Origin of the sequence: Streptococcus sp. NSJ-72 (assembly GCF_014334035.1) — a bacterium.
GTDB classification, from domain to species: Bacteria; Bacillota; Bacilli; order Lactobacillales; family Streptococcaceae; genus Streptococcus; species Streptococcus constellatus.
The window spans coordinates 1,445,537-1,463,400 of the sequence record NZ_CP060489.1; the positions used below are offsets into that span (position 1 = coordinate 1,445,537).

Consider the following 17,864-nt stretch of genomic DNA (forward strand, 5'->3'; position numbering starts at 1 on the left):
ATTAAATTTTTATGAAAAGATTCCAAGACACGCTGCAATGATCTTAACTTTTCACTGCTACTGTAGTAACTTCCTAAAGGAGCAAATGTCCAACTGCTTAGTGATCATTTATCTCACTTTCTCCAGCGAAATACTCCATAACCCAGCAGCGTCCCCACTAATAAACATATAAAATAAGCCACATGATATAGTAAAATCCATTCACCAAAGGTCAAAATAGTCACAAAAAACATCAACGTCGCTAAAAGCACGAAACGACGAGAAAAACCGTACAAACCTGCATAAATAGCTGCCACAAAGAATGTTGCCAGTGGTGAATAAACAAGAAGATTATTCACCACCAAACTCTTTCGTAACAATTCGTCCATCGGTATCATCTGAACAATGCCATCAAATAATAAATAGAAAAAGAGTAATATAGCTAAGAAAGGAAGAGCACGCCGCATTTTCTTACCTCACTGGTCTAGAAGTTTTATTTTAGGTATTTCTGTATATTTTTGATTTGTCGTTTTGAGGCTTTAAATATTCGCGCTGAACCGTTTACAGGAAGAGCAATTGCTTTTTGTGGCAAATGCATAACTGATTGTGCCAACCTCCTGCTGGCTGAAACTTCTGGATACAAGTCATTGTTGAAATCTTTTGAAATAGTCAAATCTAGATAAAATTCATAGACACGACGTCCAAAGTTTTCAGCAGAGATTTCGTATAATTTTGCAGCAAAATTCTTTTCATCTAAATCCGGTGTTGCAATAACAGCTTCCAAAATTGCTCCCGTCAAATCACGTTCTTCATAATAAAGCGTTCCAAACATTTTATTGTTGATAACATTGTCTAGATAAGGATTACCATGAGCAATAATCGGAGTGCCACTGGCTAGACTTTCTAAATAAGTCAAACCCTGCGTCTCACTAGTTGAAGCTGAAATAAAGAAGTCCGCCGCTTTATAATACAAGGCTGTCTCACTGGGTGCAATCATACCTGTAAAAATAACTACATCTATAATGTTCAACCGTTTGGCTTGTGCTTTTAAGTCAGACAAATAAGGTCCATCTCCTGCCACTACCAATTTCACATCTGGATTTTCTTCCAAAACAGCCGGCAGAGCAGCTAAAATTGCCTGAATATTCTTTTCATAAGAAACACGCGACAGACTGAGAAGCATGGTTTCATCTTTAGCAATCCCTAATTTGTCTCGCAAATCTGCAATATTTTCAGAAGTAATTTCTGGACGTTCAAATTTAGCCAACTCAATTCCAGTCGGAATAACACGTTTTTCTACTTTTACTTTGTATTTCATGAGCAAGTCATAAACAATTTCGCTCGGACAAATCACACCATCCAAATCACTCATAAATCCGCGAACAATGTATTTGACCATGCCAGGACGAATAACCATGCCTTTAGCAATATAGCGTACATAATCCTCATACTGTGTATGATAAGTATGAACAACTGGAATTCGCAACTCTTTCGCAATCCAAACACCTAATAGACCTAAAGAAAATTCAGTCTGAGTATGAATAATATCCAATTGATATTGACGTGCAATTTCTAAGGCTGTTGAAAAACCACGATAGGCAATCCGACGATCTTTAAAAGCAAAAAATGGCACACTCGGAATTCGAATAATTTGCCAATCTTCATAGCGATTGACATCCTTATCTGTCGTTGTAAAAATAAAAACAGTATGTCCAAGCTTTTCTAATTCTGTTTTCAAAGTACGAATACTCGTTGCCACTCCAGAAACTTGAGGAAAATAGGTATCCGTAAAAAGACCAATTCGCATGCTACATCTCCAATACTTCTTGATAAGCATCCACAAGTTTATAAGCCACATCATCAATTGAACGACTCTGCGCCACCTTATAGCCAGCTTCTCGCTTATCTACTTTACCATCCAAAATCTTTTGGATAGAGTCTACAAATTCATCTACATTATGCCCCAATTCAGCTGATTGCTCATCAATCCAGCCCTCATATACGGGAATATCTCGCAAAACCACGTGTTGATGACTAGCCAACGCTTCCAACACAACGATTCCTTCCGTCTCTTCATAGCTAGGGAAAAAGAAGAGACTACTGCCGCTCATAGCTCCTTCAAAAACAGCCCCCTTGAAATAACCTGGAAATTCAACATTTTTAGGATGATTAAACAGTACAAGATTTCTGATTTTACGTGGAATGATCCACTTGTTAATGCTTCCCAGCCAAATAAAGCGAACATCTGGCATTCTGCGTGCTACTTCTACAAAGTCTTCTATCCCTTTGCGTCTGAAATAAAGCCCTGCACAGACAACTACCTTACTACCTTCTTGAATATTAAAATGCTTTCTAAATACCATCTCTTTATGAGGATCTTTTTTATATTTATTGAGATCAATCCCATTAGAAACAGCCACAATCGGTGTTGTCACGCCATAAGACTGAATCAATTTTTTGGAATACTCAGATGGTGTAATGATAAAATCTGCCATTTGATACATATGTGCTAGATACTTACCAAAAGCAGAAGCAAAAAGATTCGACCCAATAAATGAATTGCGAAAATCCTCCTTAGTCGAATGCCCATGCATAATCACTTTTTTTCCTTGCTTTTTAGCTTTATGCAAAAGTCGCAAACTCCTAGGTCCATAGGTATTGATATGCACCACATCATAATCTCCCGAAGGGTCTGTCGTGTAGGGAATCCCAGCCAAGTCTAGAGCTTTCATCTGATGTTGCAAAGCTCGACCAATACCCGACTTTTCCAAAACGGCCTTGCCTTCTAAATAAAGTAATACTTTCATGTCTTCTATTATACCCAAAAGATGGAAAAAATTAAACCAAGAAGGTCAATGCATTATAAAAGCAAAAGAAAAAGACCTTGCGGTCTCTCCCTTACTTCCTTGTTGAACGGCGCTCAATAAGACCATGAGCTAACACCACTTCACGTTCTTCCAACTCTTCCTTGTGCATAATCTTAGTCAACATGCGCATACTAATCGCACCAAGATCGTACAAAGGTTGTCCAATTGTCGTCAAATTTGGACGAGTAAAACGTGCTACCTGCGAATCATCACTAGTAATGATTTCAAAATCTTCTGGTATATTTACATCTTTGTCTGATAAGCCATTTAACAATCCAGCTGCCAGTTCATCGCCAGTCACAAAGGCCGCTGTCGCTTTAGAAGCAATGACACGCTCTGCCAATTGATAGCCATCCTCATAGCTGTATTTAGACTCAAAGACAAGCCCTTCACTATAAGAAAGTTTTGCTTTTTTCAACGCTTCTTTGTAACCAATCAAACGAATCTTACCATTTATATCATCTACCAAAGGTCCACTCACAAAAGCAATTTTTTTATTGTTTTTAGTGAGGTGCTCTACTGCATCCATAGTTGCTTGTTTGTAATCAATATTAACACTTGGCAATTGATGTTCCACGTCAACCGTTCCTGCAAGTACAACCGGCGTCCTTGAACGAGAAAACTCAGAACGAATCTTTTCTGTTAGATGATATCCCATAAAGATAATGCCGTCCACTTGTTTTGAGAACAAGGTATTGACAACAGAAACTTCCTTGTCATCATCCTCATCACTATTTGCCAAAACAATATTATACTTATACATCTCTGCGATGTCATCAATTCCTTTCGCAAGCGTTGCAAAATAACTGCTTGTAATGTTTGGAATGACAACTCCTACTGTTGTCGTTTTCTTACTTGCAAGTCCACGAGCAACTGCATTTGGTCGATAGTCAAGGCGGTCAATGACTTCCAAGACTTTTTTTCTTGTATTTTCCTTTACATTTTTATTGCCGTTTACGACACGGCTAACGGTCGCCATTGAAACTCCCGCTTCACGGGCGACATCATAAATCGTTACAGTATCGTCTGTGTTCATAAATTATCCTTTCTATTATTGAAAATATCGTTTTCACATTCCTACCAAAATCATTTTATCACTTATTGGAAACACTTTCAAGCATTTTGATAACTTTTTGAAAAATCTTGTTCTTTCGGTAACTTTTTAGCAATTTTATCCATTATTTTACAAGAAAAATTTACTTAATTGATAAAATCTCTGAAGTATTAAAAAAGTTATCATTCTACCCTTGCTTTTTGCTCTATTTTTTGCAAAAATAGAGCATAGAAAGAAGGTAATAGAATGACAAAAATAAATCAAATTATTTCTTATCTGGAAACAGAAAAAGCAGACGTTGCTATCGTTTCTGATCCTGTAACGATCAATTATTTAACAGGATTTTATAGCGACCCTCATGAACGCCAAATGTTTCTTTTTATTTTCACAAATCATGAACCGCTGCTCTTTGTTCCTGCTCTTGAGGTAGAACGAGCTAGTGCGATTGTTAATTTTAAGGTTGTCGGTTATGTTGACTCGGAAAACCCTTGGAAAAAAATCAAAGCAGCCTTGCCAGCGGGCAGTTTCCGAAACACTGCTGTTGAATTTGATAACTTGATTTTGACCAAATACAATGGATTACACACCGTTTTCGAACAAGCTGAATTTACCAATTTAACGCCTTACATCAATCGTATGCGCCTCATCAAATCAGCAGATGAAATCAAGAAAATGTTTGTCGCAGGAGAATACGCGGATAAAGCTATCAGCATTGGTTTTGATACTATTTCTCTCGATAAGACAGAAACAGATATCATTGCTCAAATTGATTTCGGTATCAAGCAACTTGGCTATGAGATGAGTTTTGAAACGATGGTTTTGACAGGCAATAATGCTGCTAATCCGCATGGCATTCCAGGTGCTAACAAAGTAGAAAACAATGCACTTCTTCTGTTTGACTTGGGTTGTATGGTCAACGGTTATGCCAGCGATATGACACGAACAGTTGCTGTTGGGAAACCAGATCAATTTAAAAAGGAGATTTACAATCTAACACTTGAAGCTCAACGGGCTGCTCTAGACTTTATCAAACCAGGTGTAACCGCTCATGAAGTCGATCGTGCTGCTCGCACGGTCATTGAAAAAGCCGGTTATGGAGAATATTTCAATCATCGCTTAGGACATGGTATCGGTATGAGTGTTCACGAATTTCCATCTATCATGGAAGGTAACGACATGGTTATCGAAGAAGGCATGTGCTTCTCTGTCGAACCAGGAATTTACATTCCAGAAAAAGTCGGTGTCCGTATCGAAGACTGTGGTCATGTCACAAAAAATGGCTTTGAAGTCTTTACAAGCACAAGCAAAGATTTACTCTATTTTGATTAAATGCTAAAATTAGGCTTGGTATAATAAAGTAACTACAAATTAAGTGGAAACGCAGAAATATTTTACCACGAAAAATGTTCAATAAAGCTTGCAATCTAACGGTTATTGACCTTATCTTAGAAGAAGTTTAACCTGTACAAACACCCTTGGGTGTTCATCCGACCAGCTTATATCGTTAAGCTCAAGAATATAAGAAATATAGAGAAAGTGCGTTCCCAAATTATGGGAGCGCACTTTGTTCTGCTCAATATGAAATTAAATAACTTGAAAACTCAAAAAATAAAGATGTACTATTCTAGTAGAATGCTTCCAGTTTAATGAAAAAGTGTCAGTCTGATATGCGTCGAAAAAATCTTGTGACAATACCTTCATAAACCCATAACCCCTTTATATATTGATACTTATTATAATATAAACAACTGATAGGGGCAATAACTACTGTAAAATCCGAGAATATTTTTCATACTGAACTTATAAAGTAAAAGAAAATCAAAGTCTACAAAAAAAGATTTTTGTTCAATTCTATATTTTTTGTGCTAGTGTCAAGAAAAGCTCCGCATAATTTCCTAAAAAGAGTTTATCTGCACTATAAATAATCTGAGATTGGACTGATGAGAAACCGCTTTGAGACAGTTTTCCTTCCAAATCAGCAAGATGAAAACCATGATGATTTGTATCTGTTTTGACAAAATCAGCAATAAAAAGTTGTCCGTCATCAGCAAGATGATTTCTAAACACATTCAAAGTTTCTTCAATATTTGACATATGATGAAGAACACGACTGACTAAAATGATGTCAAACAATTGATTTAATGGAGTTGACAGTAAATCCTGCCGCAATAAATGAACGTTATTAATGGCTTGCTTCTTTACTTTTAGATGAGCCTGCTCAAGCATTTTGTCAGAAATATCAACAAGCATGACTGACTTGGATTGAGTTGCCAATGGCAGACTCACCAATCCGGTACCACCGCCAAAATCTAAAATATGCTTGTCAGAAAAATCTACAACTTGCTTTTCCAACTCTTGACGAATGAGATCGGCAATAAATCTATTTTGGGGAGAATCAAATGATTCTGCTTTATGATTAAAATTATGTTCCATACTTTTAGTTTAACAGAAAGTAAGTCATTCTTCCAGAAAAACGCTTAACTGGTTTTCTAATTTCTTAGTAAATTCATTTTGAAATTACTATCAGCTTATCATTCATACAAGCTTCCTAAAAAAATAGCAAGCTCTTTCCCAAATCTCAAAGCAATAGGTTGAGCAATCAGCTACTATACGTCAGGCTTATTTCTATTAAAAAGCGAGGTTGAGAAACCATTATCCCGACCTCGCTTACTAGTTGAAATATCCTTTTATTTAGTCATCAAACCCATTTGGATGTTTGCTTTGCCAATGCCAAGCGTCTTGGCACATACGCGTAATATCAAATTGTGCTTCCCAACCTAATTCCTCTTTTGCTTTTGTAGAGTCAGCATAACAAATGGCAATATCGCCAAGACGACGGTCAACAATTTTATAAGGAATTGGCTTACCTACTGCTTTTTCCATATTCTGAATGATTTCTAATACAGAATATCCTTTACCAGTTCCAAGATTGTAGATATTCATTCCTGCATCTCCTTCAAGTTTTGAAAGAGCTGCGACATGTCCTTTTGCTAAATCCACCACATGAATATAATCACGCACACCGGTACCGTCAACTGTTGGATAGTCATTACCAAATACTTGAACTTCTTTTAATTTTCCAACAGCAACCTGTGTCACGTATGGCAAAAGATTATTTGGAATGCCATTTGGGTTTTCGCCCAGATCACCGCTTTCATGCGCACCAATTGGGTTGAAGTAACGAAGTAAAACAATATTCCAGCTTGAATCAGCTTTGTAAATATCTGTCAGCATTTCCTCAATCATTAGTTTTGTACGTCCGTAAGGATTCGTGACTGAAAGCGGGAAATCTTCCAAGATTGGAACAGTCTGCGGATCACCATAAACTGTTGCAGAAGAGCTAAAAATAATATTTTTGCACTTAACTTCTTCCATGACACGCAACAATGTCAATGTTCCTGTAATGTTGTTTTCGTAATATGTTAGCGGAATCTGTGTTGATTCACCGACTGCTTTCAAGGCTGCAAAATGAATAACTCCTGTCGGTTGTTCGTCTTTAAAAATTTCAAGTAAAGCCTTCTTGTCACGAATGTCTACTTGGTAAAATGGAACTTTTTGACCAACAATTCGTTCTACAACTTCTACACTTTTTTTACTGCTGTTCACTAGATTATCAACAATAACAACTTCGTGTCCAGCATTAACTAACTCAATAACGGTGTGAGTTCCGATAAATCCCGCTCCACCTGTTACTAAAATTTTATGTTTCATGATTCTCCTTTAAAGACAAAGCTTCAATACTAGTTTATTTCAACACTTTTTGAGTCTTAGCATAGTTGGCTTCGACAGCTTCTTTTTCAGCTTTCCACCAATTCTGGTGATCTGTGTACCACTTGATTGTTTCTTTCAATCCAGCTTCAAAGTTAGTGAATTCTGGTTTCCAGCCCAGTTCATCCCGCAACTTGCTAGCATCAATCGCATAGCGAAGGTCGTGACCAGCACGGTCTGTTACACGATCGTAAGCATCAGCCGGTTGTCCCATTTCTTTGAGAATGAGCTCTAGCACTTCTTTGTTGTTCTTCTCACCATTTGCACCGATTAAGTAGGTTTCACCAATACGGCCTTTTGTCAAAATAGTCCAAACCCCTGATGAGTGATCATTCGTGTGAATCCAATCACGCACGTTCTTACCTTCGCCATAAAGTTTTGGACGAATACCTGAGAGGATATTGGTAATTTGGCGCGGAATAAATTTTTCGATGTGTTGATATGGTCCATAGTTATTTGAACAATTAGAAATAGTTGCCTTGACACCGAAAGAGCGTACCCAAGCTTTGACAATCAAGTCAGAAGCTGCCTTGGTTGACGAATAAGGTGAACTTGGATTGTATTTCGTTTCTGGTGTGAATTTTTCACCCAGTCCTTCACCGTGACCTGGAAGATCTTCACGAAGAGGAAGGTCTCCGTAAACTTCGTCAGTCGACACATGGTGGAAACGAATGTCGTATTTACGAGCTGCTTCAAGAAGCGTATAAGTTCCAACAAAGTTCGTATCGATAAATGGACGAGGATCATTTAGCGAATTGTCATTATGACTTTCGGCTGCATAATGAACAATTGCATCCGCATTCTTAGCTACTTGATCAACAATTGCTGCATCTGCAATATCTCCCACAACTAACTCCACGCGATCACCTAGAATTTCTTCAATGTTAGCTCGATTACCAGCATAAGTTAGCTTATCCAGAACCGTGATATGCACATCTGGAAAGTTATTATAGACATAATGGACAAAGTTAGAGCCGATGAATCCTGCTCCACCTGTCACTACAATATTTTTATATTCAGTCATGAAAAGATTTTCTCCTATTTTTCTGAGGGCATTATAACATATCTTTGGTCAAAGGCTTAACATCCTTAAGCATTGGATGATTCTTATCTGCTTCAGAGACTTCTGCTTGGTCAAGATTTTCCCATTTAATTTCAAGAGTAGGGTCAGCATAGTTGACAAAGGCATACTTAGGCTTCAATTCCAATGCCCAGTAATCATTGACCAAATAACTATAAGAAACCGTATCTGACAATACTTGGAAGCCATTTGCTACACCGCGAGGAACGAAAATTCCCTTGCTGGCATCAATGACCGTTTGGTAGGTATTTCCGAATGTCTCTCCTTCACGCAAATCAACCCAAGAACCAAGAACTTTACCGCCATCTGCGACAGAAATATACTTATCCCAAGGTTCTGCATGAAGACCACGGAGAACATTTTTACGAGAAAAACTGACATTGTTTTGCAATTTCCCTTCTGCAAAAAAGCTTTCTGGAAAACCAAGTGGCACCATTTTTTCTTTTTGAAAGTTTTCTTTGAACCAGCCACGGTTGTCCCCATGAACTGGAATGTCAAATTCCAGCATGCCAGGAATAGCTTCAATCTTATGGGCTGCTAATTTTTTTTCAAAAAATTGTTCAGACATGTCTTATTCTTCTCCAATCAAACGCAATAAGTAATGACCGTATTCGTTCTTTTTAAGCGATTGTGCCAAATCATGCACTTGTTCTTTGGTAATATACCCCATACGGTAGGCAATTTCTTCTAAGTTTGCTACTTGAACATTTTGCATACGTTGGACGGTTTCAATATATTGAGCAGCTTCTAACAAGCTCTCGTGTGTACCAGTGTCTAACCAAGCAAAACCTCGTCCCATCAGCTCAACAGACAAATCACCGCGGTCTAAGTAAGCCTTATTGACATCAGTGATTTCCAGCTCTCCACGTGGGCTAGGTTTGATATTTTTTGCAATTTCTACTACGTCATTGTCATAGAAATAAAGTCCTGTAACTGCGTAGTTAGAACGGGGTTGTTCTGGTTTTTCTTCGATAGAGATCGCATTCATATTTTCATCAAATTCAACCACACCGAAACGTTCTGGATCTTTCACTTGATAACCAAAAACAGTAGCTCCCTTTCCTTTAGAAGCAGCTTTTTGCAACATTTTGCTAAGGCCTGGACCATGATAAATATTATCACCTAAAATCAAAGCCACATGGTCATCGCCGATAAAGTCAGCACCGATAATAAAGGCTTGAGCCAAGCCATCTGGACTTGGTTGCTCAGCATAAGAAAGTCTGATACCAAACTCCGATCCATCACCCAACAAGTCCTCAAAGCGAGGGAGATCTGTCGGTGTTGAGATAATCAAGATGTCCTTGATACCAGCCAGCATGAGGGTTGATAGCGGATAATAAATCATGGGTTTATCATAAACCGGCATGAGTTGTTTAGATGCAGCTCTAGTCAAAGGATATAAACGCGTACCAGAGCCGCCTGCAAGAATAATACCTTTCATAATGAGTTTCCTCTCTTAATGTATTCTCTTTATTTTACCATTTTTGAAAGCGGATGTCACTTTTTACTTAAAAACTAAAATTTTAAAGCACACTCCTGTAAGAGTTTCTTGGATTTACATTTAACCTAAAATCATTGCTAACTCAGTCATACAATATCGTCTTGGTTTCTTTGATACAATGATGCTCTTCATCCCAATAGTGAATACACTCAAAGGATCCTTTGCGCCAGTACAAAGAAAGCCTATCCCTGATATCATCCTGCATAGATATTGAATCCAGTTCATCAATTGACCACCATTTTGGCTGACCTTCTCGTGATTTTGTTAGTAGTTCTCCTTCAAAATTCTCACATAGAAAATCATAATAGACATAACGCTCTGCTTTTGTCGGATTGGTAAAACCTGAAATGCCTTTAAGCTGTAAATTCAAAGCTATCAATCCTGTTTCCTCTTTCAACTCTCGCACAGCTGCTTCAAAAAAAGATTCTGGAAACTCAACTTTCCCACCTGGTTGAATCCAGCCTTTAAAATCATCATGCTGGCGGTTAAGCAAAAGAACTTTGTCCCCTTTTTTCACACAAATATTAACCCAATTTAAAATTTTTTCTGTCATCTATTTCTCTGTCTTAATGTATCTTTCAATAGGATAATCCGCTGGATTTAAGCTACCGCTTTTTCCCTGAACCATCTGAGCTAAATGATAACCGATGAGAGGACCTGTCGTCAAACCAGAAGAGCCTAAACCACAGGCTGCAAATACTTGCGAAAGATCTGGCACCTGACCAAAAAAGGGAGAAAAGTCACTGGTATAGGCTCGAATTCCGACCCGTTCGCTCATTCTGTTTGCTTGAGACAAGCTAGGAAAATAGTAAAAAGCTTCCTGTTCCATTTTATCCAGCAAGTCTTGATCCACTCTTAAATCATAGCCCATTTCATTTTCGTGAGTAGCGCCCATACTGATTTTGCCATTTTGAAAAGGAATAATATCTAGCTCTCCTTCTGGCATGACCACTGGATAATCATTTGTCATCAGACCAGTCTGATAATCTCGTAATTGACCTTTTTGTGGACGAATATCCACTTGATAACCTAGTGGTTTCAACAGCTCAGGCAACCACGCTCCTGTTGCTAATATAACTTGATCAAAACAAGAACGATTAACCCAGCAAGTATCATTTCGAATATCCAAATTTACTTTCTTTTGGATTAGGTTTGCACCACTAGCCGCAAGCAGAATCTGAGTCAATAAAGAACCTTCCACGCGTGCTCCTCCAGAAGCATAGAGCAGCCGATCAAAACCCTGAAGCCCCGGAAAGTACTCCGTTGCTTCCGCTCGTGAAAATAACTGCAAGTTACCAATTAGTTGCGACTCATGCCGCCGTTGGTTTGCTAACTCATAGAGCGTCTCCAGACTTTTCTCTTTTTTCTTCAACAAAAAGACGCCAGTTTGCTGATAAAACTTCGTTGCAAAACCGTCCTTCTGTAAATCAGCTATCAAATCCAGATAAAAATCTGCTCCCAGTCGTGCCATACGATACCATGCTTTATTACGCCGTTTGGAAAACCATGGGCTGATAATACCAGCTGCTGCCTTGGTTGCCTGACCTATTCCATGATCAAAAATGGTCACCTGAAAGATAGAATTTTTCGATAGATAATAAGCAGCAGTCGATCCGACAATCCCTGCTCCGATAATCGCTACTTTTTTCATACAATTTCCTACTTAGATATGTTTAAACGGATTTGTAGAAACCTGACTGGCTAAAAATTCAACTTCCCAGCCCTCTTCTACTTTCCAGTCTTGAAACTTTTTAACTAATTTTTCCACAAAGAGCACTTCTATATGATGGCCCGGATCCAAAGCTAAAAGACCATCACTTAGCATATCTTGTGCTGTATGGTAGTAAATATCGCCCGTAATATAAACTTGTGCTCCCTTAACAAATGCCTCTTTGTACAAGGATTGACCACTGCCACCGCAGATCGCTACTTTCTCAATCATTCTCTCCAGATCCACAACCGAATAAGTCACCAAACGCAGGCTATCCAAATCAAAAACTTCCTTAACCTTGATTGCAAATTCTCCGAAAGTCTGAGGTGCGATTTTACCAATACGACCAATACCGTGCCCGGGAGCCGTTTCGCTAAGATAATCCGTATCGGTGATTTCCAGTAGATCACAGAACCAGTCATTAAGACCATCATCTACAATATCAATATTGGTATGGCTGACATAAACTGCAATATCATGCTTAATCAGATTGATGTAAATCTGATTCTGAGATCGCTCCGCCACCAAATCTTTAATAGGACGAAAAATTGGAGCATGCTTAACCAAAATCAAATCCACTCCCTTTTCAATCGCCTCTGCAACTGTCTGCTCGCGGATATCCAATGCCACCAGCACCCGCTTAACTTCCTTATTCAGAGTTCCAATTTGCAATCCTCGAACATCTCCCTCCTCGGATAAGTCCTGAGGGCAGTAAGCTTCATAACGATTAATAAAATCACTCGCCAGCATGGAGCACCTCCTTGATTTGGTTGATTTTTTGGGATATAGCAGAGCGTTCTGCCAGATTTTTCATCGGGATTTTAGCCAGAGCTTTTTCTAGCTTATCTGCTTCCCGCTGCCATCTATCTTGAAAAATAGCCGACTGCTTTCTCATCAGATATGGTCCAAAACGTTCTTGATCAGCATTCAACACTTGCTTCCCCTGCTCAGCTATTATGATTTCGTAGAATTTCCCATTTTCTTCCACAAGAGTCTCCTCAATAATTTGAAAATCATGACCACACAACCACCTGCGAAGTTCATCTGCCCGATTGTTAGGCTGAAGAATCAGACGCTTAACAGATGCCAATTTCGCACTGCCATTAGCTAAAATATCTGCTATCAATCGTCCTCCCATCCCTGCAATGATAATAACGTCAATCTGATCTTTTTCATCAAAAGCTGCCAGACCATTTGCCAAGCGGACAGAAATTTTATCGGACAATTCATTGTCCGACACATTGGCAACCGCAGATTGATAAGGCCCATCAACAACTTCGCCGGCAATAGCCGACACAATTCGTCTTTGCTGCATTAAATAAATAGGCAAATAAGCATGATCACTCCCTACATCCAAAATTTTAGCACCCTGTGGAACAAAACTAGCCACTTTCCCCAATCGCTTTGAGATATTCTTTACTTGCATAACAACTCATTTCTAACATAATTGTTTTATTTTAGTATATCATTTTTAAAGAACTAAAAAAAGAGCTTATCCCAAAGAAATCAATCATCCACTTGTCAAGCTAAACGGAAGAAACTTTGTGATTATGTCCACCTTGCAGTACAGAGAAAACACCTATTCAAATTAGAGATTGTCTGAATTCATATAACTATGACAGACCATAAAAAATTAAAGACTTGACCTCTATGTGCATAGGAGTCAAGTCTTATTAACTAGTATAATTTTCGTCCATTTTAGATGGAGATTGATAATGGTTGGCTTTTTCCAACTAATGATGTAATTCCAAAACCACATATTACAACTTTTATTCACTATGTACTTTGAAAAAATTCTTTGACAAATAGCCTTTACCAGCCACCATATCATACTGAATTAGTTTTAGGTCTTTTGCAATTTGCTGCCCTTCTACATCTAAATCTTTTTTATCAACACTAGCCTTATGCAAAACTTCTGTTAATAAAGCATAATAAGGGGACACTTTTGAATTCGTCTGTTCTAAAAGCAGAGCTGTGAAATCACTCGAATTTACAACAGGATAATTTAACTTAGGAGTCTCGTAATTACTCCAGACAAAATAATCTGTTAAATATTGACTATCTGGGTTATTTTTGAAAGCTGACTGTGGATAAAGCCCTGGTAAATGATCTCCGTAAAAAACAACTGTAATCTTTTTGTTTATTTTTGAAAGTTGAGCCAGAAAGTCTTTTGTAGCAATGTCTGTGTGATGCAACATCCTAACATAGTTGGACAAAGTTTGATTGTCGGCATCAGAAAAACCAGCATAATTAGCAGATATAGTCACAGGATTGGGCTCTGTCCAAGGCATATGATTTTGCATTGTCATGACAGAAAAGAACTGACTTTGGTTTTCCTTCAAATTCTTTAAGACTTGGTCATATGTTGTTTTATCACTATAATTGCCGCCAATGTTCTCTCCCTTCAACCCTTTGGTTCCATAATGGATAAATTCATTAAATCCTAAATCATTATAGATAATATTTCTGGAATAGTTACTTGGCGAAGCTAAGTGGATAACTGTACGATTCTTTCGATTATAAAAATCACTGATTGATGGAAATTTGTTCATTCCAGGCACTACTTCTGTGTAAATGACGGAAATTGACGGAGAGAGGTTGTAGAAGGGAAGCCCTGTTAGTGTTTGAAATTCCATATTAGCAGTACCGCCACCATAACCATCTGATTTCATTAAACCGCTTGTTGTTCGGTTTCTAATCTCTTGAATATTTGGAATTGGATTTTCTGACATCGTAACCCCTTCAACACGAGCAGGATCAGAAAAACTTTCGCTCAGGAGATAGATTACTGTCTGGTTTTCAATTTTCTCGATTCTGGATTGATTATAATTTACAGCAATATGCTTATATTTTTCCTCTAAATTTTTAATTGTTTTTTTGGAATATTGTTTAGGACGTGTCATAGTAGTATCTGACAACTGAGCAAACCACACAAATGCTAAAGAACGGATTTGCGAATTGACAGTATTTCCAAACCATGTTAAATCATGATAATTGTTTAAGATAGAGACTACTGGGATATTTTCAGTAATTTTCCCATCCTTTTTAGAAGAAAACACCTGAAACAGCCCTAAGTAAAAAATAATTGGCAAGACAAGCAAAATCATACGATATTTTGTGCTTAGAATCATTTTATTTGGTAGAATCTTTTTTCTAAAAATCCAATAAAGAAATCCGAGAAGCAACAAAACCAGGATAACGTAAATAATATAATTACCATTAAGAAAATCAAGTAATATTTTTGGATTTCGTAGCCAAACGAGGTCACTTGGTAAAATCGGTTCCTGGCGGTATTGAAATTTTAAAGAACTAGCAATGGAACTCCCTACTCCTACTGTTAAAATGAGCATAGTCGGTAGAAGAAATCTATTAAAAATCACATATAGCCAAACGAAAGTTATAAAAAAGATAATAATTTGAAACAGACTAGCTCCTGCAAATAAGCGAAGGTCTAAAACCGATATATCCCCTCTAATACTATTTTGTATTGTATAGTTAAATATCATGGCAAAAACGGCGCTAAATAGAACAGTAACGGAAAAACTGTTTTTATTTTTGTAGAGATCTCTCATTCCTTTTACTGCTAAAAAACTAAGCACAGAGCCAATCGCAAATATCAAGAATATTAGACTAGTGAGCGAAAAAACAAATAATTCATTTATCTGGAGTTTCTCTTCATAAAATTTACTTAAAAATCCTGTCTTTGTAATAACATTCAAAAATTTATTATCAGAAAAGACAAGGGATAACAAGAATTGAGCTAAAAGCAAATCTTCTATCCTGTTTGAATTGCTTTCATCAATGTGTAATCCTTCAAAGTCAGTCCATCTCTCTAATTTAAAAACCAATTTATACAGAATAACCATGACGGTAATCACAAATAAAACTGGTAAAAAATATAGCTGTAAAAAATGATTTTGAAATATTTTTTCAACTTTAAATGACGGATCATTAACATTTCTAGTCACTTGCAGTAAATAAGAAAAACTAGTGTATAAAAAATAAATAATAATAGCCCAACTTATCAGTTTCTTATATAACAAATTAGAAATAAGAAAACTAATACCAAATAATAAAAGACTAGATAGTAAAATTTCTACTCCTAAAAAAGGATAAGTCATTATATTAGTATGACTGCTTAATGCCATACTAATATTCACAATAGTCACATCAAGCATCAAAAAGCTAATCAGAATAAAACTAATTTGCTCAAAATTTTTTCGTAAAAATTTCATTATACTTCCTTACCAATGAATCTAGCAAGTCGTTTTACAATACTTTTTTTATCTTTTAAAGTTTCTTGCTGTTTCACTAATTGATTATTTAAATATTGCAAATCTAATAATGATGGATATGACTGTGATAAAGGCATGATTTGAAAATCATAATTTTTGTCCCAAACAACATACACCAGTAAATTTTCTAAAATAGTTGATTTCTCCTGAAGCGAATAACAACTCAAGTTCTCCAAACGCATTTTAAAGAAAGGCTCTAAGGCTTCATACTTAAACCACATAAAGCCACCGTAGACTCTCGTCAGAGTTGCTGTATCAGTAAATGTAAATGATTTGCGACAAGATAATGTTTTCCAGATTTTCCCCATCTCTTCTTTAAGAGGCTCCTGATAAAATAAACCATTTCGGACTATGCTTGGAAGGTCAGGTAGGATAAGACCCAAATCAGAACAATGTTTCAAAGCATGGAGACTATTGCTGGAATTTTCAATCATCATATCCAATAATTCGCTTCGCATCCACTCATCCAAATCAACCGTTTCAGTAACCAAAGTATGAGTAGAGAGATGGCCAATATATTGGTATGCTTTTAATTGTTCAGCTTGAGCAAACATGGCTAATAAAGGGTGCTGCTCTTGCGTTAATACTATTTGACTTTTGCCAGAAATCCCATTTACATCACAACTGAGTTGCTTAGCTATCTTTTGATCAGGTGTTGTTAGTAAATACTCAAATTGAGGAAATAGATTCACAAATTTAGGGATAAATTGCTCAAAAATTGCCAAATTTGTCACATGAATATGTAGTACAACATCTTTAGGAATAGAAATTGCTTCCTTAGGCTCTCTAAGAAGCTTCCCTTTTAAAAGATAAGGAGCATCTGGAAAAAAATATTCACGCATATGCTCAATGATCAACGAAACAGGATAAGAAGAAGTTGCTTTTATCTTCTCTAAAAGATAGGCAACTAAAAATGGATTGCCATCAATAGCTTTTACTTTTAAAAAGGGAACTTTCTTTTCAAGAATAGTTTGTGGTTTATAATAAGAAAAGTCAGGATGCACCAGCCCTCCTGCTTCTTCTCGGCGAGTATCATAGAATGTCTGATAATAAAAGCCTTCTTTTTGAAAATACATCGTAAACTGTGTCTCGTATTGATCTATAACACTCTGAACATCTGTAAATTCTTTTATTTGTGACCAAAACCTTTGAAAAACCTCTGTTCCAAGCATAGACTGTTTAAACGATACAAAATAACTTTGTAAGTGCTCTTTAAAATATTTTGTCTTTCGGAAATTCGTCATTCCCCAGAAATCAACTATCTGATTTGCTTCCATATCTTCATATATTTTTTGCAAATCCCATAGGGGACCAAAACAAGTATCATTCATAATGGTAAGAGAATCATAGCCTTGTATTTTATCAAAGCCAATGAACTGCATCCCATCACGCCAAGCTGCAAAATCAAATCCGGTATTGTCTCGCTCAATCACGATATCAATATTTAATTCTTTTTGCAACTTAGTCTTGTCATCTTTTTCTAAAGGGCTATTTGAAATAAAGACAACCGTAGAAAATAACGGTTTTATCTGTTTTAATTGGTAAAATACATGACCACTCACTTGATGTAGTTTGTTAAAATGAGTATACAGTAGTATTCGCTCCATA

Annotated in this window: 16 protein-coding genes; 1 reads left to right on the forward strand and 15 read right to left on the reverse strand. The window is 37.0% G+C overall.

What is annotated here, in order from left to right; all coding sequences use genetic code 11:
• Nucleotides 1-113: 113 nt before the first annotated feature.
• The 4 genes from H8787_RS07065 to ccpA form a co-directional block, all read right to left on the reverse strand.
• Nucleotides 114-446 carry a hypothetical protein gene (locus H8787_RS07065; RefSeq protein WP_006268722.1) on the reverse strand — a complete coding sequence of 111 codons (333 nt, stop codon included), beginning with the start codon at nt 444-446 and terminating at the stop codon, nt 114-116.
• A gap of 26 nt (nt 447-472) precedes the next feature.
• A complete protein-coding gene (locus tag H8787_RS07070) occupies nt 473-1,786 on the reverse strand; it encodes a glycosyltransferase family 4 protein (protein ID WP_187327756.1) in 1,314 nt (437 codons plus the stop codon).
• Nucleotide 1,787: 1 nt separating this feature from the next.
• Nucleotides 1,788-2,786, reverse strand: a complete 999-nt coding sequence (locus tag H8787_RS07075; RefSeq protein ID WP_187327757.1) for a glycosyltransferase family 4 protein — start codon at nt 2,784-2,786, stop codon at nt 1,788-1,790.
• 91 nt (nt 2,787-2,877) lie between these two features.
• The gene (gene ccpA / locus H8787_RS07080) at nt 2,878-3,882 is read right to left on the reverse strand and encodes a catabolite control protein A (RefSeq protein ID WP_037596820.1); all 1,005 of its coding nucleotides are present in this window, start codon (nt 3,880-3,882) and stop codon (nt 2,878-2,880) included.
• 264 nt (nt 3,883-4,146) lie between these two features.
• Between ccpA and H8787_RS07085 the strand changes: the two genes are divergently transcribed.
• Nucleotides 4,147-5,229, forward strand: a complete 1,083-nt coding sequence (locus tag H8787_RS07085) for a M24 family metallopeptidase (protein ID WP_187327758.1) — start codon at nt 4,147-4,149, stop codon at nt 5,227-5,229.
• Nucleotides 5,230-5,751: 522 nt separating this feature from the next.
• On the opposite strand, the gene H8787_RS07090 is transcribed toward H8787_RS07085, so the two are convergent.
• The 11 genes from H8787_RS07090 to H8787_RS07140 all read right to left on the reverse strand — a co-directional run bounded on the left by H8787_RS07090 (nt 5,752) and on the right by H8787_RS07140 (nt 17,863).
• The gene (locus H8787_RS07090) at nt 5,752-6,333 is read right to left on the reverse strand and encodes a class I SAM-dependent methyltransferase (protein ID WP_003068681.1); all 582 of its coding nucleotides are present in this window, start codon (nt 6,331-6,333) and stop codon (nt 5,752-5,754) included.
• Between the two features lie 258 nt (nt 6,334-6,591).
• Nucleotides 6,592-7,611: a UDP-glucose 4-epimerase GalE gene (galE, locus tag H8787_RS07095; RefSeq protein ID WP_187327759.1), complete on the reverse strand. Its 1,020-nt coding sequence runs from the start codon at nt 7,609-7,611 to the stop codon at nt 6,592-6,594.
• 34 nt (nt 7,612-7,645) lie between these two features.
• Nucleotides 7,646-8,692 carry a dTDP-glucose 4,6-dehydratase gene (gene rfbB, locus H8787_RS07100; RefSeq protein ID WP_049481087.1) on the reverse strand — a complete coding sequence of 349 codons (1,047 nt, stop codon included), beginning with the start codon at nt 8,690-8,692 and terminating at the stop codon, nt 7,646-7,648.
• A 31-nt stretch (nt 8,693-8,723) separates the two neighbouring features.
• Entirely contained in the window at nt 8,724-9,317 is a 594-nt protein-coding gene (locus tag H8787_RS07105; RefSeq protein WP_020997880.1) for a dTDP-4-dehydrorhamnose 3,5-epimerase family protein, read from the reverse strand.
• Between the two features lie 3 nt (nt 9,318-9,320).
• Nucleotides 9,321-10,190, reverse strand: a complete 870-nt coding sequence (gene rfbA, locus H8787_RS07110) for a glucose-1-phosphate thymidylyltransferase RfbA (RefSeq protein ID WP_006268635.1) — start codon at nt 10,188-10,190, stop codon at nt 9,321-9,323.
• Nucleotides 10,191-10,332: 142 nt separating this feature from the next.
• Entirely contained in the window at nt 10,333-10,803 is a 471-nt protein-coding gene (locus H8787_RS07115; RefSeq protein WP_037596811.1) for an 8-oxo-dGTP diphosphatase, read from the reverse strand.
• Nucleotides 10,804-11,901 (reverse strand): NAD(P)/FAD-dependent oxidoreductase, encoded by a 1,098-nt coding sequence (locus H8787_RS07120; protein WP_187327760.1) that lies wholly within the window; start codon nt 11,899-11,901, stop codon nt 10,804-10,806.
• Nucleotides 11,902-11,913: 12 nt separating this feature from the next.
• Nucleotides 11,914-12,711: a Nif3-like dinuclear metal center hexameric protein gene (locus H8787_RS07125; protein WP_187327761.1), complete on the reverse strand. Its 798-nt coding sequence runs from the start codon at nt 12,709-12,711 to the stop codon at nt 11,914-11,916.
• Nucleotides 12,698-13,387, reverse strand: coding sequence for a tRNA (adenine(22)-N(1))-methyltransferase (locus tag H8787_RS07130; RefSeq protein ID WP_048801014.1), 690 nt, complete (start codon nt 13,385-13,387; stop codon nt 12,698-12,700). Before H8787_RS07130 ends, H8787_RS07125 begins: the two co-directional genes overlap by 14 nt.
• Before the next feature lie 343 nt (nt 13,388-13,730).
• Complete coding sequence (locus H8787_RS07135) at nt 13,731-16,196, reverse strand: LTA synthase family protein (RefSeq protein ID WP_187327762.1); 2,466 nt, start codon at nt 16,194-16,196, stop codon at nt 13,731-13,733.
• Entirely contained in the window at nt 16,196-17,863 is a 1,668-nt protein-coding gene (locus tag H8787_RS07140) for a rhamnan synthesis F family protein (protein WP_187327763.1), read from the reverse strand. The genes H8787_RS07135 and H8787_RS07140 overlap by 1 nt, the downstream gene beginning before the upstream one ends.
• Nucleotide 17,864: the final 1 nt, after the last annotated feature.

Excerpts from the sequence above, each read along its gene's own strand:
- H8787_RS07065 (WP_006268722.1), bottom strand. The coding sequence starts at position 446 with ATGCGGCGTGCTCTTCCTTTCTTAGCTATATTACTCTTTTTCTATTTA.
- H8787_RS07070 (WP_187327756.1), bottom strand. The coding sequence starts at position 1,786 with ATGCGAATTGGTCTTTTTACGGATACCTATTTTCCTCAAGTTTCTGGA.
- H8787_RS07075 (WP_187327757.1), bottom strand. The coding sequence starts at position 2,786 with ATGAAAGTATTACTTTATTTAGAAGGCAAGGCCGTTTTGGAAAAGTCG.
- ccpA (WP_037596820.1), bottom strand. The coding sequence starts at position 3,882 with ATGAACACAGACGATACTGTAACGATTTATGATGTCGCCCGTGAAGCG.
- H8787_RS07085 (WP_187327758.1), top strand. The coding sequence starts at position 4,147 with ATGACAAAAATAAATCAAATTATTTCTTATCTGGAAACAGAAAAAGCA.
- H8787_RS07090 (WP_003068681.1), bottom strand. The coding sequence starts at position 6,333 with ATGGAACATAATTTTAATCATAAAGCAGAATCATTTGATTCTCCCCAA.
- galE (WP_187327759.1), bottom strand. The coding sequence starts at position 7,611 with ATGAAACATAAAATTTTAGTAACAGGTGGAGCGGGATTTATCGGAACT.
- rfbB (WP_049481087.1), bottom strand. The coding sequence starts at position 8,692 with ATGACTGAATATAAAAATATTGTAGTGACAGGTGGAGCAGGATTCATC.
- H8787_RS07105 (WP_020997880.1), bottom strand. The coding sequence starts at position 9,317 with ATGTCTGAACAATTTTTTGAAAAAAAATTAGCAGCCCATAAGATTGAA.
- rfbA (WP_006268635.1), bottom strand. The coding sequence starts at position 10,190 with ATGAAAGGTATTATTCTTGCAGGCGGCTCTGGTACGCGTTTATATCCT.
- H8787_RS07115 (WP_037596811.1), bottom strand. The coding sequence starts at position 10,803 with ATGACAGAAAAAATTTTAAATTGGGTTAATATTTGTGTGAAAAAAGGG.
- H8787_RS07120 (WP_187327760.1), bottom strand. The coding sequence starts at position 11,901 with ATGAAAAAAGTAGCGATTATCGGAGCAGGGATTGTCGGATCGACTGCT.
- H8787_RS07125 (WP_187327761.1), bottom strand. The coding sequence starts at position 12,711 with ATGCTGGCGAGTGATTTTATTAATCGTTATGAAGCTTACTGCCCTCAG.
- H8787_RS07130 (WP_048801014.1), bottom strand. The coding sequence starts at position 13,387 with ATGCAAGTAAAGAATATCTCAAAGCGATTGGGGAAAGTGGCTAGTTTT.
- H8787_RS07135 (WP_187327762.1), bottom strand. The coding sequence starts at position 16,196 with ATGAAATTTTTACGAAAAAATTTTGAGCAAATTAGTTTTATTCTGATT.
- H8787_RS07140 (WP_187327763.1), bottom strand. The coding sequence starts at position 17,863 with ATGGAGCGAATACTACTGTATACTCATTTTAACAAACTACATCAAGTG.